Source organism: Pantoea sp. 1.19, from assembly GCF_001922585.1.
Taxonomy (GTDB): domain Bacteria; phylum Pseudomonadota; class Gammaproteobacteria; order Enterobacterales; family Enterobacteriaceae; genus 1-19.
The window spans coordinates 795,291-820,593 of the sequence record NZ_MRBS01000001.1 but is presented as its reverse complement, the minus strand read 5'-3'; the positions used below and the strand labels follow the sequence as shown (position 1 = coordinate 820,593).

The 25,303-nt window shown below is 59.9% G+C and carries 17 protein-coding genes and 1 tRNA gene; 3 read left to right on the top strand and 15 right to left on the bottom strand.

What is annotated here, in order from left to right; genetic code table 11:
* A partial coding sequence (locus BS626_RS04030; RefSeq protein ID WP_075181085.1) for a type VI secretion system contractile sheath small subunit occupies positions 1-190 on the bottom strand: 190 nt, incomplete at its 3' end.
* A 2,070-nt stretch (positions 191-2,260) separates the two neighbouring features.
* Here BS626_RS04030 and BS626_RS04025 point away from each other — a divergent pair.
* Positions 2,261-2,348 (top strand) — tRNA-Ser (locus tag BS626_RS04025).
* Positions 2,349-2,862: 514 nt separating this feature from the next.
* Here the strand turns inward: BS626_RS04025 and phoH are convergent.
* From phoH to putP, 5 genes are all read right to left on the bottom strand, one after another.
* The gene (gene phoH / locus BS626_RS04020; protein ID WP_075181084.1) at positions 2,863-3,651 is read right to left on the bottom strand and encodes a phosphate starvation-inducible protein PhoH; all 789 of its coding nucleotides are present in this window, start codon (positions 3,649-3,651) and stop codon (positions 2,863-2,865) included.
* A gap of 556 nt (positions 3,652-4,207) precedes the next feature.
* A complete protein-coding gene (gene efeB / locus BS626_RS04015; protein WP_075181083.1) occupies positions 4,208-5,473 on the bottom strand; it encodes an iron uptake transporter deferrochelatase/peroxidase subunit in 1,266 nt (421 codons plus the stop codon).
* Positions 5,474-5,477: 4 nt separating this feature from the next.
* Complete coding sequence (efeO, locus tag BS626_RS04010; protein ID WP_075181082.1) at positions 5,478-6,608, bottom strand: iron uptake system protein EfeO; 1,131 nt, start codon at positions 6,606-6,608, stop codon at positions 5,478-5,480.
* Positions 6,609-6,668: 60 nt separating this feature from the next.
* A complete protein-coding gene (gene efeU, locus BS626_RS04005; RefSeq protein ID WP_075181081.1) occupies positions 6,669-7,496 on the bottom strand; it encodes an iron uptake transporter permease EfeU in 828 nt (275 codons plus the stop codon).
* Between the two features lie 185 nt (positions 7,497-7,681).
* The gene (putP, locus tag BS626_RS04000; protein WP_075181080.1) at positions 7,682-9,166 is read right to left on the bottom strand and encodes a sodium/proline symporter PutP; all 1,485 of its coding nucleotides are present in this window, start codon (positions 9,164-9,166) and stop codon (positions 7,682-7,684) included.
* Between the two features lie 409 nt (positions 9,167-9,575).
* On the opposite strand from putP, the gene putA reads away from it, so the two are divergent.
* Positions 9,576-13,517, top strand: coding sequence for a trifunctional transcriptional regulator/proline dehydrogenase/L-glutamate gamma-semialdehyde dehydrogenase (gene putA, locus BS626_RS03995; RefSeq protein ID WP_075181079.1), 3,942 nt, complete (start codon positions 9,576-9,578; stop codon positions 13,515-13,517).
* A 180-nt stretch (positions 13,518-13,697) separates the two neighbouring features.
* On the opposite strand, the gene BS626_RS03990 is transcribed toward putA, so the two are convergent.
* Entirely contained in the window at positions 13,698-16,523 is a 2,826-nt protein-coding gene (locus BS626_RS03990; protein ID WP_139308753.1) for a hypothetical protein, read from the bottom strand.
* Between the two features lie 459 nt (positions 16,524-16,982).
* Positions 16,983-18,533 carry a BCCT family transporter gene (locus BS626_RS03985; protein ID WP_075181077.1) on the bottom strand — a complete coding sequence of 517 codons (1,551 nt, stop codon included), beginning with the start codon at positions 18,531-18,533 and terminating at the stop codon, positions 16,983-16,985.
* A gap of 155 nt (positions 18,534-18,688) precedes the next feature.
* Between BS626_RS03985 and betI the strand changes: the two genes are divergently transcribed.
* Positions 18,689-19,285, top strand: a complete 597-nt coding sequence (betI, locus tag BS626_RS03980) for a transcriptional regulator BetI (RefSeq protein WP_075181076.1) — start codon at positions 18,689-18,691, stop codon at positions 19,283-19,285.
* A gap of 16 nt (positions 19,286-19,301) precedes the next feature.
* Here the strand turns inward: betI and BS626_RS03975 are convergent, their stop codons facing one another.
* The 7 genes from BS626_RS03975 to hemA are packed head-to-tail and all read right to left on the bottom strand — an operon-like array spanning position 19,302 to position 25,103.
* Complete coding sequence (locus tag BS626_RS03975) at positions 19,302-19,712, bottom strand: META domain-containing protein (protein WP_075181075.1); 411 nt, start codon at positions 19,710-19,712, stop codon at positions 19,302-19,304.
* Between the two features lie 52 nt (positions 19,713-19,764).
* On the bottom strand, positions 19,765-20,619 hold the full coding sequence (kdsA, locus tag BS626_RS03970) for a 3-deoxy-8-phosphooctulonate synthase (RefSeq protein ID WP_075181074.1): 855 nt from the start codon (positions 20,617-20,619) through the stop codon (positions 19,765-19,767).
* 32 nt (positions 20,620-20,651) lie between these two features.
* Positions 20,652-21,461 (bottom strand): invasion regulator SirB1, encoded by an 810-nt coding sequence (sirB1, locus tag BS626_RS03965; RefSeq protein ID WP_075181073.1) that lies wholly within the window; start codon positions 21,459-21,461, stop codon positions 20,652-20,654.
* Entirely contained in the window at positions 21,458-21,853 is a 396-nt protein-coding gene (locus BS626_RS03960) for a SirB2 family protein (RefSeq protein ID WP_075181072.1), read from the bottom strand. The genes sirB1 and BS626_RS03960 overlap by 4 nt, the downstream gene beginning before the upstream one ends.
* Before the next feature lie 15 nt (positions 21,854-21,868).
* Positions 21,869-22,705 carry a peptide chain release factor N(5)-glutamine methyltransferase gene (gene prmC / locus BS626_RS03955; protein ID WP_075181071.1) on the bottom strand — a complete coding sequence of 279 codons (837 nt, stop codon included), beginning with the start codon at positions 22,703-22,705 and terminating at the stop codon, positions 21,869-21,871.
* Between the two features lie 2 nt (positions 22,706-22,707).
* A complete protein-coding gene (prfA, locus tag BS626_RS03950) occupies positions 22,708-23,790 on the bottom strand; it encodes a peptide chain release factor 1 (RefSeq protein WP_075181070.1) in 1,083 nt (360 codons plus the stop codon).
* 56 nt (positions 23,791-23,846) lie between these two features.
* Positions 23,847-25,103, bottom strand: a complete 1,257-nt coding sequence (hemA, locus tag BS626_RS03945; RefSeq protein WP_075181069.1) for a glutamyl-tRNA reductase — start codon at positions 25,101-25,103, stop codon at positions 23,847-23,849.
* Positions 25,104-25,303: the final 200 nt, after the last annotated feature.

The window sequence follows — 25,303 nt, the reverse complement described above, 5'->3', positions numbered from 1 at the left end:
AGTTATTTTTATTCAGATTCACTTTGCTGCGCTCTGACAGTGGCGCAGACGCCTGGCCGTGACTGAAATCGCCCGTTACCAGTAATTTCAGCGGGAGCTCGGTTTTCTTGCTGGCGCCCCCCGTGTGCAAATCAAGTTTGAGGTTAATACGCGCTTTGGGTATTTCGGACTGAAAGGAAGAGTTAGACATGGCTGTCCCTGTTCTATGGAGTAATAGAAACGGTCAATGCCAGTGAGTCATCATGACGAAAAGCAACCCCGGCCAGAACAACATTCCGGTTCTTATCATCCAACAAGAATCAACACTTCGGAATACAAGCGGGCGCGATCCCTTCACCAGCATATCGACACGGTACGGTTGAGCATTTTTCTGAAAAAGACATTTTTCGGATAAAGCACAATTCCGGAGTGTAGAAATCTTCAGCTATAGTGTGGAAATGAAAAAGTGTAACAAAACTTAACAGTGATGCTCCGTTAACGTATTTCGATCATCTCACTGATTTGTAAGAATTTTCTTAGAACACCCCGCAGGCCCCGCGGTATGGGGCCGCGCACTCCGCGCGCAGCGTTGCTCACGATCACAATCGTACAAAATAGCAACAGCAACCCGAAAGGTCTGATTTTGTCCGGTAATCACCCCGTGCGGGGCCAGACGTCAGCGCGTATTTGAAAAACTGAACTGTTACCTGTCGTCGCCATCTTGTCGATTATACTCGCCGGCCTCAGGCCCGGCCGCAGGAATATTCACATCACGCCGAGCCAGACTACGCATCCTTGCAGCGGACCGCGCGGATGCCAGGCTTGTCGCACCGCAACCGCGCGGAAAATTACCCGTATAAGTAAATTCTTCTGGTTATTATCAGCCTGACTGACGCGCCGTGAAATAATGCGATAAGCCGGCAGAGGCGGGATGTCAGACTTTCCCAAAAACGCCCGGTGATATTCCGGTGGGCGTAGTTGAATAAATCGCATTTTTTGCTTTCGGTGCCGGACGCTGCAAGCGGCGCTTGTTGTTGAGGGCCTAATGCAAAAGAAGATGCATCTCGTCAATACGCTCCAGGAAATAGAAAGTGCGGAGATATCGTGGAGGTGGCCTGAGCCAGTAACTGCGTCATATCATTGTGGTATTTTTGATGGCAACCATAACTTTTGACTAATAGCGTTTTACTGAGTGATATCGAAGGGTGGCATTCCTCCCTCATCGCCAGCGTCTTTACGAAAAAGCCTGAGCCGACGTTCAGGCTTTTTTATCGGCAGACTCTGCGAGGGACGCCGCCCCCGCCTCGCGGAAGGTTCCCGCGCTGACGGTCCTCACCTCACCGTCGGGCACGCCTCAGGGAGGCAGCGCCGGAGCTCCCGCTCTCACCGCCTCTGCCCGAAGAGGCCCGCGCTGGCGTTCAGGCCTGAGCCCCTCCCCCAGTGCTGTCGGCCTGACAGGCCGATGCGACCGGAAGGGCAAGGTCCGTGCGAACGCGAACCGATCGGCCGAAGCGTCCGCTGGAAAGCCGCGTATCCGACAACGGCTCGACGCCGTCGTCGCTGCATCAGGCGATCGGTTTAATTCGCGCGTTGACGGGCGGTAGCAGGCGCCTCCTCGCGGCAGACACCCGGCGAGAAGCCGGTCTGGGGAGCCCCGGTGACGATGGCGCTGAACGGCTGAGAGCCATCGCCCTCGCTGTTTCCGGCGGACTCTGGCGTGCGGAACATGGCTATCGAACAACGCGTTCTCTGCCGGTAACTACCCGGCTTTTCTCCTCTGAGGGCCGGGTTCTTCCCGGACGGGTCTGTTGTGCAAAGCGGATACGCGGTATTCCTGCTCCGCTAATCCGCAATGTATCCGAAGAGGAACGGCACCAGGCAATAGTTAACGCGGCGCCCCCCGTGACGGCCGCGCGGCTCGTGATGCGCGTGCGATGGCGGGCATTCCCCCCCCCTCAGACCGTCCGCAAGCGTGGTCATTTCGGCATGTGGCGACGGGCGGCGCGCGCTTCGACCTGCCCCCGCTCAGCAGGCTTAGCCAGCCGACTCACGCTTTTCATTCTGGCCGGCTTCTGCGCTGCGGCACCGCGGGTGACGCTGCTGCTCCTTTTGCACGATTTCGTCCTCCGCCCCGGCGATCCCCCAGGCCCCGCCCTGCCGATCGGCCTTTGCTCACACGTTAACCGAATAAAAGCACGGGGAAAAATACTGCTTGACCGCATACGCTCGACTCCCTATAGTAGCGCCCCGTTGCCGCCTTCACTGGCGCAGCTGACAATGTGGTGAGGTGTCCGAGTGGCTGAAGGAGCACGCCTGGAAAGTGTGTATACGGCAACGTATCGAGGGTTCGAATCCCTCCCTCACCGCCATTATTTCACGAGAAAGCCTGAACTGACGTTCAGGCTTTTTTGTTGGCCGCCGCCGGTGGAAGGAGAGCGGGCCGCCGCGCCCTTCCCGCCGCCGCGGCCGTACTCTCCCAAAAATGACCGCCAATACCGCGCGCCCGGGCACGTAAAACCTGTAGACTGTGCCCCCTGGTGTAACGACCGCAACGGAGTGATGCGATGCCCCGCTTACCCATTTTTCTTACGCTAATCGCCGGCCTGACCGCCTGCGTCGACCCAGCGCCATCGGCGCCTTCCCCGCCCTCCGCGCTGCAAACCCATGGTGCGCCGCTGTACCGCACAGACGCACAAGGCCATTGGCACCGCGATAGCCGTATGGAAAGGATCCGCCGCCAGGGCTGTGTGGATAACGGCAGCGACTGCGCAAGCGCGCCGGGCTGGTAGCTGGCAGGCCGCCTCACGCCATAAAAAAGGCCTGAACCAGGGTTCAGGCCGGCGTTCGGCGTCTCCCCGGCGCGTTGGCCACCGGGAGAGAGCGTTAGCTGTAGGCCGCCAGCGAGCGCTGACAGAGGGTGGAGCGCACGCAGTCGTCCTGAGTAAAGCGCACCAGTCCGACCAGGTCGTCTTCACTGAAACGCGCCAGCGCGTCGCTCAGGCCGGACTGCACTCCGGACGGCAAATCGCATTGGGTGATATCCCCGTTGACAATCACGGTAACGTTTTCACCCAGGCGGGTAAGAAACATCTTCATCTGCGCAGCGGTCACGTTTTGCGCCTCATCGAGGATGACAAAAGCGTTCTCAAACGTCCGGCCGCGCATATAGGCAAAGGGGGCAATTTCCACTTTGCCGATCTCCGGACGCAGGCAATATTGCATAAACGAAGAGCCCAGCCGTTTGACCAGGACGTCGTAAACCGGCCGGAAATACGGCGCGAATTTTTCGGCGACGTCGCCGGGTAGAAAGCCGAGATCTTCATCCGCCTGCAGTACCGGACGGGTGACGATGATCCGCTCCACGTCCTTATGAATCAGGGCTTCAGCGGCTTTCGCGGCGCTGATCCAGGTTTTACCACAGCCCGCTTCGCCGGTGGCGAAGACCAGTTGCTTTGTTTCTATGGCGTTAAGATAGCGCGCCTGAGCCTCGTTTCTGGCGTGGATTGGCGAATTGTCGCGGCTGTCCCGCGCCATACCAATCGCATCCAGGCCACTCATTTGCACAAGCGAGGTGACCGATTCTTCTTCACGCTGACGGTGACTGCGTGAATCGCTACGAAGCACGCGACGCGCTTCACGACGTGCTTTGATCACTGCTTTCTGTCTTCCCATAGTGGCACCTTACAGTTGGTTTCATTTGCCGCCCGCCGGCATGGCGGTGCGATTAGTGAACGCTTTAGAGGTCATTGGCTCCCTTGTGAGCCGTGGCAGGGTGGACAAAGGCGTCGGGGCACAGGTCAATCGCCCGCGGCGCTGACAGGGTCTGGAACTGAGGTTTGCCGTTGGAGATAGCGTGAAAACGCAGAAAGTCAGCGAAGTGGGAGAAGCGCCCTCGCGAAAGACAGCGAGGCGATGGTGACGTACTGCGAAGGGTCCACATAAGGACTTTCTCATTCACCCACTCCGTCATGGTTGTGAAACTGCAACGAGTACTGCTATGTAAAGTGCAACATATTATCGCCAGTTTGCAACACGATTTTTACCTTATCGCAGAATATTTTTTTCGTCATGGTACCTGTGCGGCATCGGTATAATTTAACACATTGAAAGTAAATGTTATTTTTATTCCGCCCCGCCGGCATAGTCGGCATCATGCTGATAATTTACCAGGCCGTCCGGCAACCAGGATAATGTCGGTGCGCCGCGCGACCCGGTCAAAAAATAGCCGCTACGCCTCCAGTAACCCCTGAGCCAGATAAGCCGCTGACGACACTACGCCCGGAAGGGCGAAAAAGTACCCCCCGCCAACGGGTTTTATATACTCCTCCAGCGCTTCGCCGTTTAATCGCTCCTGAACCGTAAGAAAACCCTTTTCCAGATCGTGCTGGTAGCAGACAAACAGCAGCCCCATGTCCAGCTGGCCGGAGGCCGTTATACCGGCGGAATAGCTGTAACCACGGCGCAGCATCAAACTGGACTGGGTTTCCGGCGTACGCGGATTAGCCAGCCGGATATGCGCATCCAGCGGGATCGTCTGGCCGGTTGGATCGCTTACATAATCCGGTACCTCATGCTCGTGACGCCCGCCCAGCGGGGCGCCGCTCAGTTTGTGCCGGCCGAAGATGTGTTCCTGTTCGCGCAGCGGCGTACGATCCCAAAACTCAACGCGAAACTGAATGATCCGCACCGCCTGGTAACTCCCGCCGGCGCACCACGCCGGCTCGTCCGATTCCCGTCCCACCCACAGGATTTTCCGCATCAGCGCGGTATCGTCAACGTTGGGATTGGCGGTACCGTCTTTAAATCCCAGCAGGTTAATCGGCGTTTCCCCTCCGGCACGGCAGGCGGCGCGATCGCCAATAAAGCCCTCACGCCGCCAGCGTACGCCGAGGAGGTCCGGAGCCTGTTTGATAATGTCGCGCAGCGCGTGGATCACCGTATCCTGATGGTTAGCGCATATCTGTAGCAGCAGATCGCCGTGACACTGGGCGGCATCCAGCGCGTCATTGGGGAAGCGGGTCATCGGTCGCAGCTGGCGCGGCTGATGCGCGGCCAGGCCGTAGCGCGCGTCGAACAGGCTGGCACCAAGTGACACTGTCACTGTCAGGTTATCCGGCGCAATGTGCCGGCCGAGTATGCCCGAATCCTTCGGCGGCAGCTGCGGATTGGCCACCGCCGGTGCCTCTCCGCCGCGGGTCAGAAAGGCAATCCGATCGGTTAACAGGCGGAACAGGCGGATCAGCTCTGCTTTATCGGTGGCCAGTACATCAAAGGCCACCAGCATCATCGCCGCCTGCTGCGGCGTGGTGATGCCGGCCTGATGGATGCCGTAAAACGGCTGCTGCTGCATCCGGGGATCCGCCGCCGCCGGGATCGCCGCGTTGCCTACGGCCAGCGGACAGCCTCCCGCGAACGCGGCCGCACCACTGAGCATGCCAAGGCCCTGAAGCAGCCGGCGACGCGCCGGCTGTGCGAGATTACGCGTTTTACTCATGGCCTCAGTCCAGACCGAGCGTGCCGCGTAGCAGCGCCAAATCTTCTGCCAGCGCGGTGATCGGCCCTTTCATGGCATTACGATCGGCGACGGTCAGCGTATCGTAGGAGGCGAAGCCGTCGCCCTGTCGGTATTTCTCCAGTACGCCGTTCACCCGGCTGAAGTTAGCCTCGATTTTTGCCAGCAGGGCCGCATCGGCCCTGAGCAGCTGCGGGCGGAACAGCGCAACAATCTTTTGCGCGCCGTCGATGTTAGCCTGGAAATCGGCCAGGTCGGTGCGGCTGTAGCGCTCTTCTTCCCCACTCAATTTACTGGCCGCGATCTCCTCTACCAGCGCCGCGGCGCCGCCCACCACCTTAGCGGCGGGAAACGCCAGCGCCCCGATGCGCTGCTGCAGCGCCAGCGTATCCTGCCGCAGGCGATCCGCAATCGTCACCATCCCGGCGGTGCTGTTATCGGCAAACAGCGCCTTTTCCAGCCGGTGAAAGCCGGTGAAGCTGGGGTCCTGTGCTTTCTGCTCGTAGTCATCCTCGCGGGCATCAATGCGCCCGTCGAGATCGGCAAACAGTTCAGCGATCGGCTCAATCCGCTCATAGTGACTGCGCGCAGGCGCGTACAGCGCTTTGGCTTTCGCGATGTCGTTGGCCTTCACCGCGGCGGTAAAGGCAGCCGTTTGCGTGACCAGCTCACTGACCTGCTGCATCACCCACTGCTTGTAATCGGCTAACGGTCCAGCCAGCGCCAACGCGGCCGACGGGGGGAGTGTGCCGGCCCCGGCCCCGGCCGCCGCGGTAACCACCAGCTTTCCGCGCGGATTGCTGAGCAGGCCGCAGGTCATCTGATACGCGCCCGCGGGCAGATTCACGGTCATTTTTTGCGTAAAGCCGGGGGCGATGTTTTCACGCTCCTCCACCACCATTACCCCCTGCAGGATCTCCCACTCCAGCGCCTTCTGGCTGAGGTTGCGAATAATGAACTGCGTCTTGCCCGCCGGGACGCTCACCGTCATCGGCTGGCACTGCGTGTCGGTAACGCTGATGGCCACCTGCGGAACCGTCCCGGCCCGGGCTGCGCCGCTGCCGCTTAGCGCACAGATAGCCACCGCCAGCGCCGACGGTAAAAAGGAGAGTTTCATGTTATTTCCCAGTCAGAAGGGGTAAAAAGTACGGCCGTCGCCAGGCGCGGCGGCCAACCATCAGCGCGCGGCGGCGCTCGCCGTCCGGCGCGCGGGCAGAAAGAACAGGCACAGGGCCGGTAGCAGATAGAGCAGCCACGCCGCGACCTCAGAGACGCTCGGTGCCTCCTGATAACCCAACAGCGCTTCCAGCAGGGTGCCAGTCAGGCTGTGCGTCGTCAGAACTCCGCTCAAGTCAAAGGCGATGCCCTGCCCGTGATTCCACCAGCCGGCCTCGTGGAAGGCGCGGATCGCACTGGCGGCCAGTCCGGCGGCGACAAACAGCATCACCAGGCTGGTCCAGCGAAAAAACGCCGCAAGATTAATCCGCACGCCGCCCCAGTAGATCACTCCGCCCAGCGCCACCGCGCTGGCCAGACCGAGCAGCGCGCCGACCGGCGGCGCCACGCCGACATCCTGACCGAAGGCGGCCAGCAGGAAGAACACCGATTCGAGTCCTTCACGGGCAACAGCGAGAAACACCATCAGCACCAGCGGCCAGCCGCTGCCGGGACGCGCGGTCAGCGCCGCCTCGACCGCCTGCTCCAGCTGCGCTTTCACATGATGCGATGCGTTACGCATCCATAGCACCATCGCGCTGAGGATCACCACGGCGATCGCCGCGACAACGCCCTCAAACAGCTCCTGCTGCTTTTGCGGAAACTCGCCGGTCGTGGCGTTGATGGCCATTCCCAGCGCAAGGCAGAGCCCCACCGCCGCCGCCACGCCGCCCCACATCACAGGAAACCAGCGGGCGCGCCCGGTGCGCTGCAGATAGCTGGCTATCAAGCTCACCAACAGCGCCGCTTCCAGCCCCTCACGCAGCATAATCAAAAAAGGCACAAACATGGCAAGGCACCTCGCAAGGCAAGTACGGTCAAGAAATGTCAATTAACGTAAAATGCGAACGAGAGCAATTATCATTATCGCGTAAAGAAATACAAGCAGGGGGCGGGATATTTTTTTTGACGCGCGCGGGCGGATGCCGGACGCTTACCGGCCCGCGACGGCGGGCCGGTGAGTAGGGAATGCCGTTAGTGAGTGTGATACTCGGCATCGGCCTGACGGAAGCGCTCGCGCGTCGCGGTCGACGGCGCGGTGCCCAGCAGGCTGACCACCACAATGGCGAGGCTGGCGAACAGGAAACCCGGAATGATTTCATACAGGCCGAGCCACGCGTACTGTTTCCACACCAGCACGGTCACGGCTCCGACGACCATCCCGGCCAGCGCGCCGTTGCGGGTCATACGTGGCCAGAGCACCGACAGCAGTACCACCGGGCCAAACGCGGCGCCAAACCCGGCCCACGCGTAGCTGACCAGGCCGAGGACGCGGTTTTCCGGGTTGGCCGCCAGCGCGATGGCCACCGCGGCGACCACCAGCACCATGATCCGCCCGACCCACACCAGCTCACGCTGGCTGGCGTTTTTGCGCAGAAAGGCCTTGTAGAGATCTTCGGTCAGCGCGCTGGAGCAGACCAGCAGCTGGCAGCTCAGGGTCGACATCACCGCCGCGAGGATCGCCGACAGCAGGATCCCGGCAATCCACGGGTTAAACAGCAGGCGGGTCAGTTCGATAAATACCCGCTCGCCGTTTTCGGACACCTCGCCGGCCTGCGCCGGGTTATTGTTAAAATACGCGATACCGAAGAAGCCCACCGCCACCGCGCCGCCAAGGCAGAGGATCATCCAGGTCATGCCGATGCGACGCGCGGCGCGAATGGTGCGGTGTGAGTCGGCGGCCATAAAGCGCGCCAGGATGTGAGGCTGACCGAAATAGCCCAGTCCCCAGCCGAGCAGCGAGATCACCGCAACCAGATTCAGGCCCTTCAGCATATCGAGGTTTTCGCTGTTTTTAGCCGCAATCGCCGCGACCGAGGTATCGATGCCCCCCACGGCAAGGATCACGAACACCGGGGTCAGGATCAGCGCAAAAATCATCAGGCTGGCCTGCACGGTATCGGTCCAGCTCACCGCGAGGAAGCCGCCGACAAAGGTGTAGAGAATGGTGGCGGCCGCCCCGGCCCACAGCGCGGTTTCGTAGCTCATCCCGAAGGTGCTTTCAAACAGACGCGCCCCCGCCACGACGCCGGAGGCGCAGTAGATGGTGAAAAACAGCAGAATGACCACCGCCGAAATCACCCGCAGCAGCTTGCTGCGGTCTTCAAACCGGCTGGTGAAATAGTCCGGCAGCGTCAGGGCGTTATTGTTGTGCTCGGTATGCACCCGCAGCCGGCCGGCCACCAGTTTCCAGTTCAGCCACGCGCCGATAATCAGGCCGATGGCAATCCAGCTTTCGGAGATGCCGGCGAGAAAAATGGCGCCCGGCAGGCCCATCAACAGCCAGCCGCTCATGTCTGACGCCCCGGCCGACAGCGCGGTCACCACGCTGCCGAGGCTGCGTCCGCCCAGGATGTAGTCGTCAAAGTTTTTTGTTGATCGCCAGGCGATAAAGCCAATTAAAATCATGCCAAGTATATAAATCACGAAGGTGACCATCATGGGGGTACTGACTGTCATCCGGGTTCTCCACTGAATGATTTCCCTGCCGGGAAGTGTTGTTATGCCGCCGGAACGGGGCGGTGAAGGCGTCGCTTATCCCTGAGGCGCGGTATCCTGCCGCAAAGCGTTACCGCGCACAAACGATTTAACACATCCGTAACCTAAAGGTGAACGGCTTGCCGAACTCAATGTTTAAAGGTTGCACTTACTCACAATTTTTCGGGTTGCACCCACCACCCCTTGCGACTGCCGCCGCCGGGCTGGCCTGACTCTTGCAGCAAAAGCCGTGCCGCCTCTGACAGAGACGGCGATCACAACTTCATTCGCGACTCGCGGGCGCCGGGCGCAGACGGGTTGCACTTGGTTGCAACTTCAGTGATATTGCGCGCAGAGAGATCGTTAACACTGTTTTAAGGAGTTGTTGCAAATGGGCACCACCACCATGGGTGTGAAACTGGATGATGCGACGCGCGATCGGATTAAAGCGGCGGCACAGCACATCGATCGTACGCCACACTGGCTAATTAAACAGGCTATTTTCAACTACTTAGCACAGATTGAGTCCGGTGAATCGCTGCCGGTGGCGCCGCCCTCCTCCCAGCCGGACGGGGATGAAGGAGTGCCGGATGAGGCGCCGCAGCCGTTCCTCGATTTTGCCGAGCAGGTGCTGCCGCAGTCGGCCACCCGCGCGACCATTACCGCCGCCTGGCGCCGTCCGGAAACCGATGCGGTACCGATGCTGCTGGAGCAGGCCCGCCTCCCCGCGCCGCTGGCGGAGCGCACTCAGCAGCTGGCTACCCAATTAGCCAATACGCTGCGGCACCAAAAAGGGGCAGGCGGACGCGCCGGTATGGTGCAAAGTCTGCTGCAGGAGTTCTCCCTCTCATCGCAGGAAGGCGTGGCGCTGATGTGCCTCGCCGAGGCGCTGCTGCGCATCCCGGACAAATCGACCCGCGACGCACTGATCCGCGACAAAATCAGCAACGGCAACTGGCAATCGCATCTTGGCCGCAGCGCGTCGGTATTTGTTAATGCCGCCACCTGGGGGCTGCTGTTTACCGGGCGGCTGGTCGCTACCCACAACGAGGCCAGCCTCTCCCGTTCGCTCAATCGCATCATCGGTAAAAGCGGCGAGCCGCTGATTCGTAAGGGTGTCGATATGGCGATGCGCCTGATGGGTGAGCAGTTTGTGACCGGTGAAACCATCGCGGAGGCACTGGCCAACGCGCGCAAAATGGAACAGAAGGGGTTCCGCTACTCCTACGATATGCTGGGTGAAGCGGCCCTGACCGCCGGCGATGCCAAAGCCTATCTGCTCTCTTATCAACAGGCCATTCACGCCATCGGCAAGGCCTCTAACGGCCGCGGAATTTATGAAGGCCCGGGGATCTCCATCAAGCTATCAGCGCTGCATCCGCGCTACAGCCGCGCCCAGTATGAGCGGGTGATGGAGGAGCTCTATCCGATCCTGAAATCCCTTACCCTGCTGGCGAAAAGCTACGATATTGGTATCAATATCGACGCCGAAGAGGCCGATCGGCTGGAAATATCGCTCGATCTGCTGGAGAGACTCTGCTTCGAGCCGGAGCTGGAAGGCTGGAACGGCATCGGCTTTGTGATTCAGGCTTATCAGAAGCGCTGCCCGTTCGTTATCGATGAGCTGATTGCGCTGGCGCAGCGCAGCCGCCGCCGGCTGATGATTCGCCTGGTGAAAGGCGCCTACTGGGATAGCGAAATTAAACGCGCCCAGACCGAGGGACTGGAGGGGTATCCGGTTTATACCCGCAAGGTCTACACCGATATCTCCTATCTGGCCTGCGCGCGCAAACTGCTGGCGGTGCCCAATATTATCTATCCGCAGTTCGCTACCCACAACGCCCACACGCTGGCGGCAATCTACCAGCTGGCCGGCAACAACTACTATCCGGGGCAGTATGAGTTCCAGTGCCTGCACGGTATGGGCGAGCCGCTGTACGAGCAGGTGGTCGGGAAAGTGGCCGATGGTAAGCTGAATCGGCCCTGCCGCATCTACGCCCCGGTCGGTACGCACGAGACCCTGCTGGCCTACCTGGTGCGCCGCCTGTTAGAAAACGGTGCCAACACCTCCTTTGTTAACCGGATTGCCGATACCAGCCTGCCAATCGATGAACTGGTGGCCGATCCGGTGAGCGCCGTTGAGAAGCTGGCCCGGCAGGAAGGGGCGGTCGGGCTCCCGCATCCCAAAATTCCGCTGCCGGGCGATCTGTACGGTGCGAAACGCGCTAACTCGAGCGGGCTGGATCTGGCTAACGAACACCGTCTGGCGTCGCTTTCCAGCGCCCTGCTGAACAGCGCAGCGCAGCGCTGGCAGGCTAAGCCGCTGATCGATGGCGAGGTGGACGACGGTGAGGCGCTACCGGTGCGCAATCCGGCCGACGCGCAGGACATCGTCGGCAGCGTGCAGGAAGCCAGCGAGCAGGACGTCAGCCGCGCGCTGGACGCCGCGGTGCACGCCGGTGCTATCTGGTTTGCCACCCCGGCCGGCGAGCGCGCGGCCATTCTCGAACGCGCGGCACAGCTGATGGATGCGCAGCTGCAGCAGCTGCTCGGCCTGCTGGTGCGCGAGGCGGGTAAAACCTTCGCCAACGCCATCGCTGAAGTGCGCGAAGCGGTCGATTTCCTCTACTACTATGCCGGCCAGGTGCGCGACGATTTTAACAACGACACCCATCGCCCGCTCGGACCGGTCGTGTGCATCAGCCCGTGGAACTTCCCGCTGGCAATCTTCACCGGTCAGGTTGCGGCGGCGCTGGCTGCCGGTAACAGCGTACTGGCAAAACCGGCGGAGCAGACGCCGCTGATTGCCGCTCAGGCGGTGGCAATCCTGCTGGAGGCGGGTGTACCGCAGGGCGCGCTGCAGCTGCTGCCGGGCCGCGGTGACACCGTCGGCGCCCAGCTGACCGGCGATGCCCGGGTACGCGGCGTGATGTTTACCGGCTCTACCGAGGTCGCAACCCTGCTGCAGCGCAGCGTCAGCCATCGTCTCGATCCGCAGGGCCGCCCAACGCCGCTGATCGCCGAAACCGGCGGCATGAACGCGATGATCGTCGACTCTTCCGCGTTGACCGAACAGGTGGTGATGGACATCGTTGCCTCAGCGTTCGACAGCGCCGGCCAGCGCTGCTCGGCGCTGCGACTGCTCTGCGTGCAGGAGGACGTGGCTGAACATACGCTGAAGATGCTGCGCGGCGCGATGGCCGAATACCGCATGGGCAATCCGGGACGCCTGGCGGTGGATATCGGCCCGGTTATCGATAACGACGCTCGGCAGCTGATTGAGCGCCATATTCACACGATGCGCAGCAAGGGCCACCGCGTCTATCAGGCGGTACAGGATCGGCTGCAGGATCGCCGCGAATGGGAGAGCGGCACCTTTGTGATGCCGACCCTGATTGAACTTAACAGCGTCGACGAACTGCAGAAGGAGGTGTTTGGCCCGGTGCTGCACGTGGTGCGCTTTAACCGCAGCCAGCTGCCGGCGCTGGTCGAAGCGATTAATGCCGGCGGCTACGGGCTGACCATGGGCGTGCATACCCGCATTGATGAAACCATTGCGCAGGTCACCGCGGCGGCGCGGGTCGGTAATCTGTACGTGAACCGCAATATGGTCGGCGCGGTGGTTGGCGTACAGCCGTTCGGCGGCGAAGGCCTCTCCGGCACCGGCCCGAAAGCCGGCGGTCCGCTGTATCTTTATCGCCTGCTCTCCCACCGCCCGGATGACGCGCTGAACGTTACGCTGGCGCGCCAGGACGCGGACTATGCGCTGGACAGCTCGCTGCGCCCCGCTCTGCTGGCGGCCCATCAGGCGCTGAGCGACTGGGCCGGCGATCGGCCTGCGCTGCGCGCGCTGTGTCAACGCTACGGCGAGCTGGCACAGAGCGGCACCGTCCGCCTGCTGCCGGGACCAACCGGCGAGCGCAATACCTTTGCCCTGCTGCCGCGTGAGCGGGTACTGTGCCTGGCAGACAGCGAGGCCGATTTGCTGACCCAGCTGGCGGCGGTCACCAGCGTGGGCAGCCGGGTACTCTGGGCGCGCGACGCGCAGACGGATGCGCTGTATCCGCGCCTGCCGGCAGCGGTTCAGGCGACGATCGACCGCAGCGCCAGCCCGCTGGCGGAGGCATTTGACGCGGTTATCTTCCACGGCGATGCCGATCGCCTGCGCACCCTGTGCGAAGACGTGGCCGCCCGCGACGGCGCGATTGTGTCGGTGCAGGGCTTTGGCCACGGCGAGACAAACCTGCTGCTTGAGCGCCTGCTGCTCGAACGTTCGATCAGCGTCAATACGGCCGCGGCCGGCGGTAACGCCAGCCTGATGACCATCGGCTAATCTATCCGTTCTGCAGGGCGGCATCCGCGATGCCGCCCTTACGGTGCCCCCCACAGGCTGCTGACTTACACGCCGGCACGCATCGGCCAGCGATCGGGTAACCGGTGCAGCAACCATCCACCCGCACAATCCGCACCTGAAAACAGCCCCGCAGTGCCGTTTTACGCACTCATGCAGACCTTAAAGCCCATGCGGCTTTGCATTATTGAGTTGCTCAATAAAGCTCGCTCTCTCTTTTAACTTTTTATATTCACTGCGGCCGCCAATGACAATGGATAACGCATGAAAGTCGTGCAACAACCCCTTGATCTCATCTGACTTATTTTGGGTAAGCAGTGCGTTAGCGAGGAACACCTCGGCCTTAGCCACAATCATTAATATATCCTGCTGATTACTTCCTCTGAAGCGTTTAATTATTTTGCGACACAGTCTGGCAGACTCATCCGCATCTGACTCCAGAGATAAATTAAACATTGCACAAGCCACTTGCAGCTGAATATCATCATTTTCATATGCGTCAAATTTCACCATCAGCTCGCGATAGCCGCGCAGTTTATCCTCACCCTCGCTCGCCAGCGCCAGGTTAAACATGGCTCGCGCAACCTGCAGCTGAATCGCCTCATCGGTTGCCGATGCAAACCGATCAATCAGGCCACGATAGCCCATTATTTGCTGCTCACCTTCCGCCTCTTTGGCCAGATTAAACATGGCGCGGGCAACCTGCAGCTGAATAGCGCTGTCTTGATGTGCCGCAAAGCGGTCAATCAGCTGACGGTACAACGCGATTTTTTCGTCTTTATCACTGGTCGCGATGGCCAGATTTAGCATGGCGCGGGCGACCCGTAGCAAGATCGCCGAATTCTGCGCGCCGGCAAAGCGTTCGATGAGCGTGCGGTAACCTCGCCGTTTCTCCTCCCCCTCCGCCATGACGGCCAGGTTGAACATCGCGCGGGCCACCTCCAGTAAAACATGGTCATCCTGATGTGACTCAAAATGCGCGATCAATTTTTGGTATCCCGCTATCTCCTCTTCACCTCCTCCGGTGACGGCAAGATTAAACATGGCGCGAGCCACCTGCTGCTGTATGGCGCCGTTTTCCACCGTAATAAATCGCGCTATCAGGGCATGATATCCGGCTCTTTTTTCATCTCCCTGCGCCCCGGCCGCCAGGTTTAACATGGCGCGGGCAACCTGCACCAAAACGGCTTCATCGGGGTGTGCTATAAAGCGGTCAATCAGTTGGCGGTAGGAGCGGGCCTTCTCTTCAACGCCGGCCATCATCGCCAGGTTGAACATGGCGCGCGCAACCTGCTCCTGGATGGCGGCGCTCTCATGATGTTCAAACTGTGCAATCAGATCGCGGTAGCGCTGCGATTTTTCCACCGCTTGTGACTCACCGGCCAGATTGAACATGGCTCGCGCAACCTGCAACTGAATATCACTGTTCGGGTGTGTAGCAAAGCGGGTAATCAACTCCTGATAGAGCCGCGTCTCTTCCTGAGGGTCCCGGGTCGCCACCGCAAGGTTCCACATGGTGCGCGCGACCTGCAGGAGAATTTTTTCGTCTTGCCATGATCCAAAATGCTCAATCAGCGTGCGGTAGCGCTGAAGTTGCTCTTCACCCCGGGAGGTCACGGCCAGATTGAACATGGCGCGGGCAACCTGCTGTTGAATGGCGGTATTTGTCGAGCTTGCGTAGCGGGTTATCAGCTGCTCATAGGCTTGCCGTTTATCATCACCATCCGTTTCAACGGCGAGGTTGAACATGGCACGAGCGACCTGTAATTGAATATCGTCATGTGGGTGCGAGCCAAAGCGCGCAATCAACGCGTTATAAAGCGCGATTTCTTCTTGCCTGGACTCGATGACCACAGCCAGATTGAGCATCGCGCGCGCCACACGAAGCAATATGGCGTCGTCCTGAGAGTGGCTAAAACGCTGAATAAGCGACTGATAATGCCGGATTTTTTCCTTACCTTTTGCGAGCACCGCTAAGTTGAACTCAGCACAAGCCACGCGCAGTTGAATTTTCTCATCCTGATGTTTATCAAAACGGGCAATCAGCGCACGATAGCACTCACTCTCCTCATCCTTTTCCTTACTCATCGTGGCCAGATTAAACATGGCAATGGCCACTTTCAGCTGGACAGCGTTTTCACCAGAGGAGTGATATTGTTCGATAATTTTATGATAAATCTGCCGTTTTTTATCCTCTCCGGCCCCCTTCGCCACGTTAAGCATATCGCTAATCATATTGGCCTGATCTGAGTGATTTTTATCGCCTCCGTAGCGAATATCGGACAGATTAGCCATGTCAGTTGCAGTAGACATGTCTGCCGCCCCCGACAACTCATCAGGTTCCGGGCCGTCATTACTGTCCGTCCCCAGGGCGTCATCCTGTTTTTGGGCTGCCGGTGAGAGAGACGACTTTCTGCTGTCCGACGACGCCTCTTCACCCTGTAATGCTGCTCTCAAATAAGCAGAGTTGATTTCCGAGGCTATCCTGGCAATATAGACATCTTCATTATCCGCCATCCACCGCTTTACCGCGCCGACCAGAAGATCATTATTTTCACTGATGAATTTTTGCGCCAGAACCTGAAACTCCAGTAGCATTTTTCGTTCTTTTAAAAATCTGTCAACGGTAAAGAAAACCAGCGCAATACCAAGAATTGCCGTAATCAAACTAATTAACCCTAAACACCAGGAGACATAATTTGACATGCCACTTGTGGTAGATTCATTTTGGATAATTTTTTTATTGATCTCATCAACGGACGCAGAAACCTTTTCCACTGCGCGACTACTAAAATTATTTCTTTCTTCCCGTACGGCGGCGATCTCTTTTTTTAAATGTTGAAGATCATTATTCATGACCTCAATGCGATTTAGCAGCACTTCGTTTTCTTGCCCTGCCTCATCCGTTGGACTGGCTGCCTGCGCATAAAAAAACGGACCACATAACATCAATAACAGCATCACATTCCATCTATTAATGTCAAACACAGCGTCACCCTTTGAATTTTTTATTAAAAAATACGTTCGTATCCATCGAGACAGCACATTAATAATATTATTATCTGCCAGGCTTCCGTTACAGTATCTCAATAAGATATTGTCCTGGTCGCTGAGATAATTAAATCACGTCTACGCTCTACCGCCCTGTTTGCCCCGGAAGGGAAACACCACGCCTCTCTGCGACCAATAAGGTGAGCCCCCTGTCACGTCAGCGCAATATGCTAGTGACTTTTTCTCCGCCGATCCATAAAAACATTAATTTTTATTATGATATACGTATCAGCTGGTGCAGATCCAGGGGGGCGTGGCCGCCCGCTGGACGACGGGGAGTCTGGAGTACGCTTTTTCCGCTACTGGCGAAGTGCGTTTAAGGCGGCAACGCCGTCAACAACAGCGGGCCCTGAAGGACCCGCGGAAGAGCACACGTTGTAAAAGGGGCGATGGCGTTCAGCTCAGGACCGGCTGCACCGGCGGCGTGAGCTGCTGCAAATCTTTGTACAGACTGGCCATGTACAGCAGGATCACCAGCGAAAACGGCAGCCCGCAGATAACCACCGCGGTTTGCATCGCGCTGAAGCTGCCGGCGTACAGCAGACCGGCACAGACCAGCGTGGTGACCGCGGCCCAGAAGATACGCAGCCACGCCGGCGCATCATCACTGGCGGTGCCGCCCTGGCTGGACAGGTTGGCAATCATCAGCGTGCCGGAGTCCACCGGCGTCAGAAACAGCACAAAACTGATCGCGATGGTAAACGCAGCGGTGAGCGTGGTCCATGGCAGATGTTCCAGCAGCGAGAAGACCGCCATGGGCGGATCGCTGAGGGCCACCTGGCCAAGCAGCGCCTGCCCCTGTTCCAGTACCAGGCTGATGGCGGTATTGCCAAAAATGGACAGCCACGCCAGCGTAAAGCCAAGCGGAATCAGCAGGACGCCAAAGATCAGTTCGCGCAGCGTGCGCCCCCTGGAGATGCGGGCAATAAACAGTCCGACAAACGGCGCCCATGCGACCCACCATGCCCAGTAGAACAGCGTCCACGCCCCCTGCCACTGCTGGGCTTTACCGTACAGATAGACATCAAAACTGCGCCCCACCAGCGAGGTCAGGTAATCACCGAGGTTTTGTAACAGGCCATTGACCAGGTTGAGGGTTGGGCCGGCAATAAACACAAACAGCAGCAGCAGGCAGAGAAAGCCGACGTTCACATTGGAGAGCAGCGCAATTCCCTTCTCGACGCCGGTGACCGCCGCCAGGGTTGCGACGACCATCATCACCACAATTAGCACCATCAGCACGGCGGTGCTTTGCGGGATGCCGAACAGATAATCCAGGCCGGAGTTAACCAGCAGCGCGCCGATGCCAAGGTTGGTGACCATTGAGATCACCGTCACCAGGATGCCGAAGCTGTCGACCAGGTGACCGGGCCAGCCGTGGATACGCTCGCCGAGCAGCGGATAGAGCGCCGAGCGCAGCGCCAGCGGCTGCCCGCGCCGCCAGGCAAACCACGCCAGCGCCGCGGCAATCAGCGCATACAGCGCCCAGCCGTGCAGCCCCCAGTGCAGAAAGGTGATGGCCATCGCCTGGCGTGCCGCTTCCACCGTCCCTCCCTGTCCCTCCGGCGGACGCAGAAAGTGGTCCAGCGGTTCATACGCGCCGTAGTAGACCAGCGCGATGCCGATGCCGGCGGAAAACAGCATTGCCACCCAGGAGGCGTAACCAAACTCCGGCGCGTCGCCCTCTTCGCCAAGCCGCAGCTGACCAAAACGCGACAGCGCCAGCCAGAATACAAACACCATACACACCACCATCAGCAGCATGTAGTACCAGCCAAATACGTCGGCTATCCAGCGCTGAGCGTGATTTAACCAGTGCTGGCTGGCCTCCGGCCAGGCGATAATCAACACGCCGAGCAGGAGGATAACCGAGGCGGAACTGAGGAACACCGGCAGATTAACGCGGACCGGCGGCGGATTGACGGGGTGAGCATGCTTCGCTGTCATGTTAGATTCCATACTGATGGACAACTGCCGGTAGCGAGAAAACAAATCATTAACACTCGCTACATTTGTTTGACATTTTGGTAGCATAAAGTAACTTGATTGACCAATCAATCAAGGTGTTAATTTTTTGATAAAAAAATGTTGGAGGCGTGACGTTGCGCAAAGAAATTCCGGAACAGCGAAAGGCGCAGTTGATTACTGCGGCGTTTGAGAGCATCGGCAATGTGGGGCTGGCGGGGGTGACCCTGTCGCACGTGGCCCGTGAGGCGGGGATCTCCACCGGGCTGGTGAGTCACTATTTTGGTGATAAGGAGGGGTTACTGAGCGCGACCATGCGCAAAATCCTGCGCGATTTGCACGACGGTGTGGCCGCCTGCCGCGCAGCGGCGGCGGACGAGGTCCAGGCGCAGCTGAACGCCATCATTGCCGGTAACTTTTTGCCCGGCCAAACCAGCGCCAGCGCGATGCGCGCCTGGCTGGATTTCTGGGCTGCCAGCATGCACCAGCCGGCGCTGCGCCGCCTGCAGCGGGTCAACGACCGCCGCCTCTACTCTAATATCTGCGCGCAGTTTCGTCGGGTGATGCCACCGGCGCAGGCGCGGGAAGCCGCGCGCGGGCTGGCGGCGATGATTGACGGCCTGTGGCTGCGCGGCAGCCTGAGCGGCAGCGCCTTTAATAGCGAAAAGGCCATTCATCTCGCCCGCGATTACGTCGCCCGCCAGCTGGCCGCGCTGGCGCCGGCCTGCGGGTGACGCGCGGGCAGCAGGTTTACTGCTGGCGGTAAACCAGCGTGTGCGACTCGCCGCGCAGGGTCAGGGTCTGACCGTCACGGCTAACGCTCATGCCTTTCGCCAGCTGATCGCCGATCAGGGCATCCCACTGGTTAAGCTGCTGCTCCGGACAGAGCATCATGGTTTGCCCCAGCTGTTTGACGGTCAGCCGCCCGGCCACCAGCTCGCCCTGGCCAAAGAAGCGGTTACACATCGCGCCGCTGACGCGGCCATCGGCGCTGAACGCGATCTCCGGCAGGCGCTCACCGTGGCGGGCGACCGCGGCACCGTCTACCTGATACAGCTGCCACGGGCGATCGCCGAGCGTATTAAAGGTCACCGGCTGACTGCTGCCGGCGCAGCCCCCGAGCGTCAGCGCCATCAGCGCAATACCTACGGATTTGTTCACGTCGTTCTCCCTGGTTGACGTTGCAAAAAAAGCGCCCGCGGGCGCTTTACGGTTAGCGACTGGTGTCCAGCGCCGGAAAACTTTTTACTAAATCATCAATGGCTTTCATCTGCTGCAGGAACGGCTCCAGCTTAGCCAGCGGCAGCGCGGAGGGGCCATCGCAGAGGGCGTTATCCGGGTCCGGATGGGCCTCAATGAACAGGCCGGCAATGCCGATTGCCATGCCGGCACGCGCCAGCTCGGTGACCTGATCGCGGCGGCCGCCCGAAGCGGCGCCAAACGGATCGCGGCACTGCAGCGAGTGCGTCACGTCAAAAATAACCGGACTGTTATGGGTGGCTTTCTTCATCACGTTAAAGCCGAGCATGTCGACCACCAGGTTGTCATAGCCAAAATTACTGCCGCGGTCGCACAGGATCACCCGGTCGTTGCCGCCTTCCGCAAATTTTTCGACGATGTTGCCCATCTGACCCGGGCTGACGAACTGCGGTTTTTTCACGTTAATCACCGCGCCGGTTTTGGCCATCGCTTCGACCAGGTCGGTTTGGCGAGCGAGAAACGCCGGCAGCTGAATCACGTCAACCACGTCGGCCACCGGCTGCGCCTGCGCCGCTTCGTGCACGTCGGTGATGATCTTCACCCCGAAGGTCTGCTTCAGCGCCTGGAAAATTTTCATCCCCTCTTCCAGCCCCGGACCGCGGTAGGAGCGAATGGATGAGCGGTTGGCTTTATCAAACGAGGCTTTGAACACATAGGGGATGCCCAGCTTATCGGTCACCGTGACGTAGTGTTCGCAGACGCGCATCGCCATATCGTACGATTCCAGCACGTTCATTCCGCCGAACAAGACGAACGGCAGATCGTTTGCAACCGGAATATCACCAATATTAACCACTTTCTGTGTCATACTTTCGCCTTTAATAGTCGGGCCAGGGCAGATTAGTGCAAGGTAATCTGCTTGTCTTCAATCGAGTGAATCTGAAGCTTGATCATCTCGCTGATCGGATCTTCAGGGCACTGCTCAATAAAATAGTTGAGGTCGTTTAGCGCCACGTGTTCGCAATCCAGCTGGGCGTAGATCAGTCCGCGATCGCGGATCTCATACGGATCTTCCGGGTCAAACTGCAGCAGAATTTCACTGACCGCCAGCGCGCGCTCCATCTGTTTCTCTTCCATCAGCGCGGCTTTCAGCGTATCCAGCATTTTACGCATCACGACCTCCGACGACGCGGGATCGAGATCTTCCGCGTACAGCTCCGACAGCAGGCCAACGTTGCCTTTCAGCCAGGCTTCCAGCGTGTGCTCATCCAGCGTATCGCCATTAAACGGATTGATCAGCCACATTTCGCCATCAACCCAGTCGGCGCGCAGAATCAGCTGGGTGGGGAAAATCACCGGCTCCACCGGAATAGTCAGCGCGCGGGCGATGTGCAAAAACAGCGTCCCCAGCGACACCGCGGTGCCCTGGCGGCTCTGGAGCACATTATCCAGCCACAGCGCATCGGAAAGGCGATACACCCCCGATGATCCCCCAAAGCCCCACTGCGTATAAAACAGGGTCAGCAGCTGCTCCAGCTGCTGATCTTTATCCTGCGTGGAATCAATCGTCTGCCGCGCCTCAGCCACCAGGCTTGCCAGCTGACGCTGAATCTCCGCCGCAGGCAGATCCGCCCGCACGGCCTTCATGGCCTCAATTACCGCATCACACAGCGACAGGTGTTCAAAATCCAATTCTGCAATCGCGGTCATACTATCCCCAGTAGTGGCATCCCCGTGAAGCCCAGCCAGAAAATCAGCCCCAGCGTCACGAGCGCCATAATAAAGCCTGTCCAGCGCGTTTTCATCGCGCGTGGGCGACGACTTAATACCACAGCGCCGAGCCCAATGTACAGAATAACCCCCAGCAGTTTTTCCGTCAGCGCAGCCCCGGCCGGCGTAAACGGGTAGCGGCCTGACAGCACCATTAATACCACGCCGGACAGCAGCAGCAGCGTGTCGTTAACGTGCGGCACGATCCTGACCCAGCGCTGCTGCAGCCGCGCCGGTGAGCGCTGCAGCCAGTAAAAGCGCAGTAGAAACAGGCTCAGCGTAATCAAAAATGTCAGGAAATGCAGCCATTTAATTGTGGGATACCAGGCCATCGCTCTACTCTCAGATTAAAGGTGGGCGACGTGACCGAGGGTCACGCGTTCATTGTTGCCATAATCACGGCGGGTGTGCACCTGCTGATACCCCGCCGCCCGCATGCGCTGACGCACCGCCTCGCCCTGCTGCCAGCCGTGCTCCAGCAGCAGCCAACCGCCGGGGGCCAGCCAGTCCGGCGCCTGGCCGATGATCTGCTGCAGATCGCTCAGTCCGGCCTCATCGGCCACCAGCGCGCTGAGCGGCTCAAAACGCACATCGCCCTGCTGCAGGTGGTGATCTGACGGATCGATATAGGGGGGGTTGCTGACAATCATGCTAAAACGCTGCGCCGCCAGGCCGGAAAACCAGTTGCTTTCACTGACCGTGACGTTACTGAGGCCCAGCCGGCGAGCGTTGTGCTGCGCCAGCGCCACCGCCTCCGGCACGCGATCGACCGCCAGCACGCGCAGCGACGGCCGTTCACTGGCCAGCGCCAGCGCAATTGCCCCGCTGCCGGTGCCGAGATCGAGGAGCGACGCCGCGTCCGCGGGCAGCAGCGCCAGCGCCGCCTCAACCAGCGTTTCGGTGTCCGGTCGGGGAATCAACGTTGCCGCAGAAACGCTCAGCGGCAGCGACCAGAATTCCCGCTCGCCGGTCAGGTGGGCCACCGGCTCACCGTGCGCCCGGCGCGCCAGCAGCGCATCGGCCTGTGCCCGCTCGGCGTCGCCCAGCGGGGCATCGTCAAACGCGATCAGCCAGCTGCGTGATTTACCGAGCACAAACCCAAGCAGGATTTCGGCATCGCGCTTTGGGCTGTCGCTGGCGCTCAGGCGACGGGCGGCATGCGCCAGCCAGTGGCGGACCTCCATACTTATTCCTGCCCGGCCAGCGCGGCCAGCTGGTCGGCCTGGTGCTCCTGAACGATCGGCTCAATCAGCAGATCGAGCTTGCCCTCCATTACCTCATCCAGCCGGTAGAGGGTCAGGTTAATGCGGTGATCGGTCACCCTTCCCTGCGGGAAGTTGTAGGTCCGGTTGCGATCGGAGCGGTCGCCGCTGCCAAGCAGATTTCGGCGGGTGGAGGCCTCTGCCTGCTGACGCCTGGCCACCTCGGCGGCGCGGATGCGCGCACCGAGCACCGCCATCGCTTTGGCGCGGTTTTTATGCTGCGAACGCTCATCCTGGCACTCCACCACAATGCCGGTCGGCAGGTGGGTGATACGGATAGCCGAGTCAGTGGTGTTAACGTGCTGTCCACCGGCCCCGGAGGATCGGAAGGTGTCAACCTTCAAATCCGCCGGATTGATATCCGGCAGCTCTGCTTCCGGCAGCTCCGGCAGCGCGGCAACGGTACAGGCGGAGGTATGGATCCGCCCCTGCGATTCGGTTTCCGGCACCCGCTGCACCCGGTGACCACCGGATTCGAACTTCAGGCGGCCAAACGCGCCCTCGCCGACCACCCGGGCTATCACCTCTTTGAAACCGCCGTGCTCGCCCTCGCTGGCGCTGACTATCTCAATTTGCCAGCGGCGCGCTTCGGCGTAGCGGCTGTACATACGGAACAGATCGCCGGCGAATATCGCCGCTTCATCACCGCCGGTGCCGGCGCGCACTTCAAGGAAACAGCCCCGCTCATCATCGGGATCGGTCGGCAGCAGCAGCAGCTGTAGCTGCTGCTCCAGCGCGCTGCTCTGCTGCCGCGCCTGCTGCAGCTCCTCCTGCGCCATCTCGCGCATTTCCGCATCGTCCATCATCTGCTGGGCGGTCTCAATATCCTGCTGGCACTGCTGCCACTGGCGAAAACAGCGGGAGACGTCGGTCAACTGCGCATACTCGCGCGACAGCGCGCGGAATCGCTCCTGATCGGCGATCACGCCGGCATCCCCCAGCATCGCTTCCACTTCTTCGTGGCGATCCTGTAAGGCTTCCAGTTTGGCAACAATAGAAGACTTCATTCGGCTTGGTTTACCTTGTAGTTAGAGGGGTGGTCAGCGTGGCAATGCAGCCCGGGCTACTCGAGGCCCAGGCTGGCGCGCAGCAGCTGCAGACGTTCGGCGTCGCCGTCGCGGGCGGCCTGCTGCAGCGATCGGGTCGGCGCGTGAATTAACCGGTTGGTCAGCTTATGGGAAAGTTCGCGGAGTACACTCTCAGCATCGGCGCCGTTTTGCAATGCTGCCAGCGCTCTGGCTTCCAGCTCCTGACGGACGTCATTCGCCTGAGTGCGGTATTCGCGAATAGTCTCGACCGCCCCCTGCGCGCGCAGCCAGGCCATAAATTCGCCGCTCTCCTGCACCACGATCGATTCGGCCTGCACCGCCGCGGCCTGACGCTGGGCGAGATTTTGCTCAATGATAGTTTGCAAATCGTCCACGCTGTACAAATAGGCGTTAGCCAGCTTGCCGACTTCAGGTTCGACGTCGCGGGGCACGGCAATATCCACCAGCAGCATGGGCTGATTGCGGCGGCGCTTCAGCGCCCGCTCAACCATCCCTTTGCCGATGATGGGCAGCGGGCTGGCGGTGGAGCTGATGATGATATTGGCATCGGCGAGGCGCTCATCGATATCGGCCAGGCCGATCACCTCGGCGCCGACCTCCTCGGCCAGTCGCTGGGCGCGTTCGCGGGTGCGGTTGGCAATCATCAGTTTTTGGACGCGGTGCTCACGCAGATGACGGGCTACCAGCTCGATGGTCTCACCAGCGCCAACCAGCAGAACATTAACCGTGGAGAGGGATTCAAAGATTTGCCGCGCCAGCGAGCAGGCGGCAAACGCCACCGAGACCGCGTTAGCGCCGATTTCGGTTTCGGTACGCACCCGCTTGGCCACGGAAAAAGATTTCTGAAACAGCCGCTCCAGATCGCTGGTCAGCGCGTGACCGCGCTGGGAATCAGCAAAAGCCTTTTTGACCTGGCCCAAAATCTGCGGCTCGCCCAGCACCAGCGAATCAAGGCCGCTGGCCACGCGCATCAGGTGGCTAACCGCAGCGTTGTCGCGGTGCCAGTAGAGGCTTTTGCGCACGTCATCCGGACTGAGTTGGTGGTAATCGCACAGCCAGGCGACCAGCTGCTCGTAGATATTGTCCTGCGCCTCTACGCTGAGATAGAGCTCAGTCCTGTTACAGGTAGAAAGCACCACCCCGCTCTGCACGGTCGGCTGCGCAAGCAGACTGCTGAGCGCCTGCTCGAGAGTGTCGGGCGAAAAAGTGACGCGTTCACGTAACGCGACAGGTGCCGTCTTGTGATTAATTCCGAGTGCCAGCAGGGTCATGGTGATTGATCAAGTTGTCCCAATGTTGCCAGGGTTTTGCGGCGCATTCTACAAGATGCAGCAGATCAATTAAAGCAGCACCGCACTTATGGCTGTATAAGGCTAATGTTATTATGGCGCAAATTCAGAGAAGATGCGCATTGACCCCTGTCCGCCGCACAGTTAGCGTGCAGGGTTACGCCGTTAATTATAAGGGAGTT

What these genes read in the sequence shown, in the direction of transcription:
- BS626_RS03960 (WP_075181072.1), bottom strand. Translation starts at nt 21,853, where the DNA reads ATGGCCTGGTATCCCACAATTAAATGGCTGCATTTCCTGACATTTTTG.
- BS626_RS03985 (WP_075181077.1), bottom strand. Translation starts at nt 18,533, where the DNA reads ATGACAGCGAAGCATGCTCACCCCGTCAATCCGCCGCCGGTCCGCGTT.
- putP (WP_075181080.1), bottom strand. Translation starts at nt 9,166, where the DNA reads ATGACAGTCAGTACCCCCATGATGGTCACCTTCGTGATTTATATACTT.
- prfA (WP_075181070.1), bottom strand. Translation starts at nt 23,790, where the DNA reads ATGAAGTCTTCTATTGTTGCCAAACTGGAAGCCTTACAGGATCGCCAC.
- putA (WP_075181079.1), top strand. Translation starts at nt 9,576, where the DNA reads ATGGGCACCACCACCATGGGTGTGAAACTGGATGATGCGACGCGCGAT.
- kdsA (WP_075181074.1), bottom strand. Translation starts at nt 20,619, where the DNA reads ATGACACAGAAAGTGGTTAATATTGGTGATATTCCGGTTGCAAACGAT.
- efeO (WP_075181082.1), bottom strand. Translation starts at nt 6,608, where the DNA reads ATGAAACTCTCCTTTTTACCGTCGGCGCTGGCGGTGGCTATCTGTGCG.
- efeB (WP_075181083.1), bottom strand. Translation starts at nt 5,473, where the DNA reads ATGAGTAAAACGCGTAATCTCGCACAGCCGGCGCGTCGCCGGCTGCTT.
- prmC (WP_075181071.1), bottom strand. Translation starts at nt 22,705, where the DNA reads ATGGAGGTCCGCCACTGGCTGGCGCATGCCGCCCGTCGCCTGAGCGCC.
- hemA (WP_075181069.1), bottom strand. Translation starts at nt 25,103, where the DNA reads ATGACCCTGCTGGCACTCGGAATTAATCACAAGACGGCACCTGTCGCG.
- sirB1 (WP_075181073.1), bottom strand. Translation starts at nt 21,461, where the DNA reads ATGACCGCGATTGCAGAATTGGATTTTGAACACCTGTCGCTGTGTGAT.
- efeU (WP_075181081.1), bottom strand. Translation starts at nt 7,496, where the DNA reads ATGTTTGTGCCTTTTTTGATTATGCTGCGTGAGGGGCTGGAAGCGGCG.
- phoH (WP_075181084.1), bottom strand. Translation starts at nt 3,651, where the DNA reads ATGGGAAGACAGAAAGCAGTGATCAAAGCACGTCGTGAAGCGCGTCGC.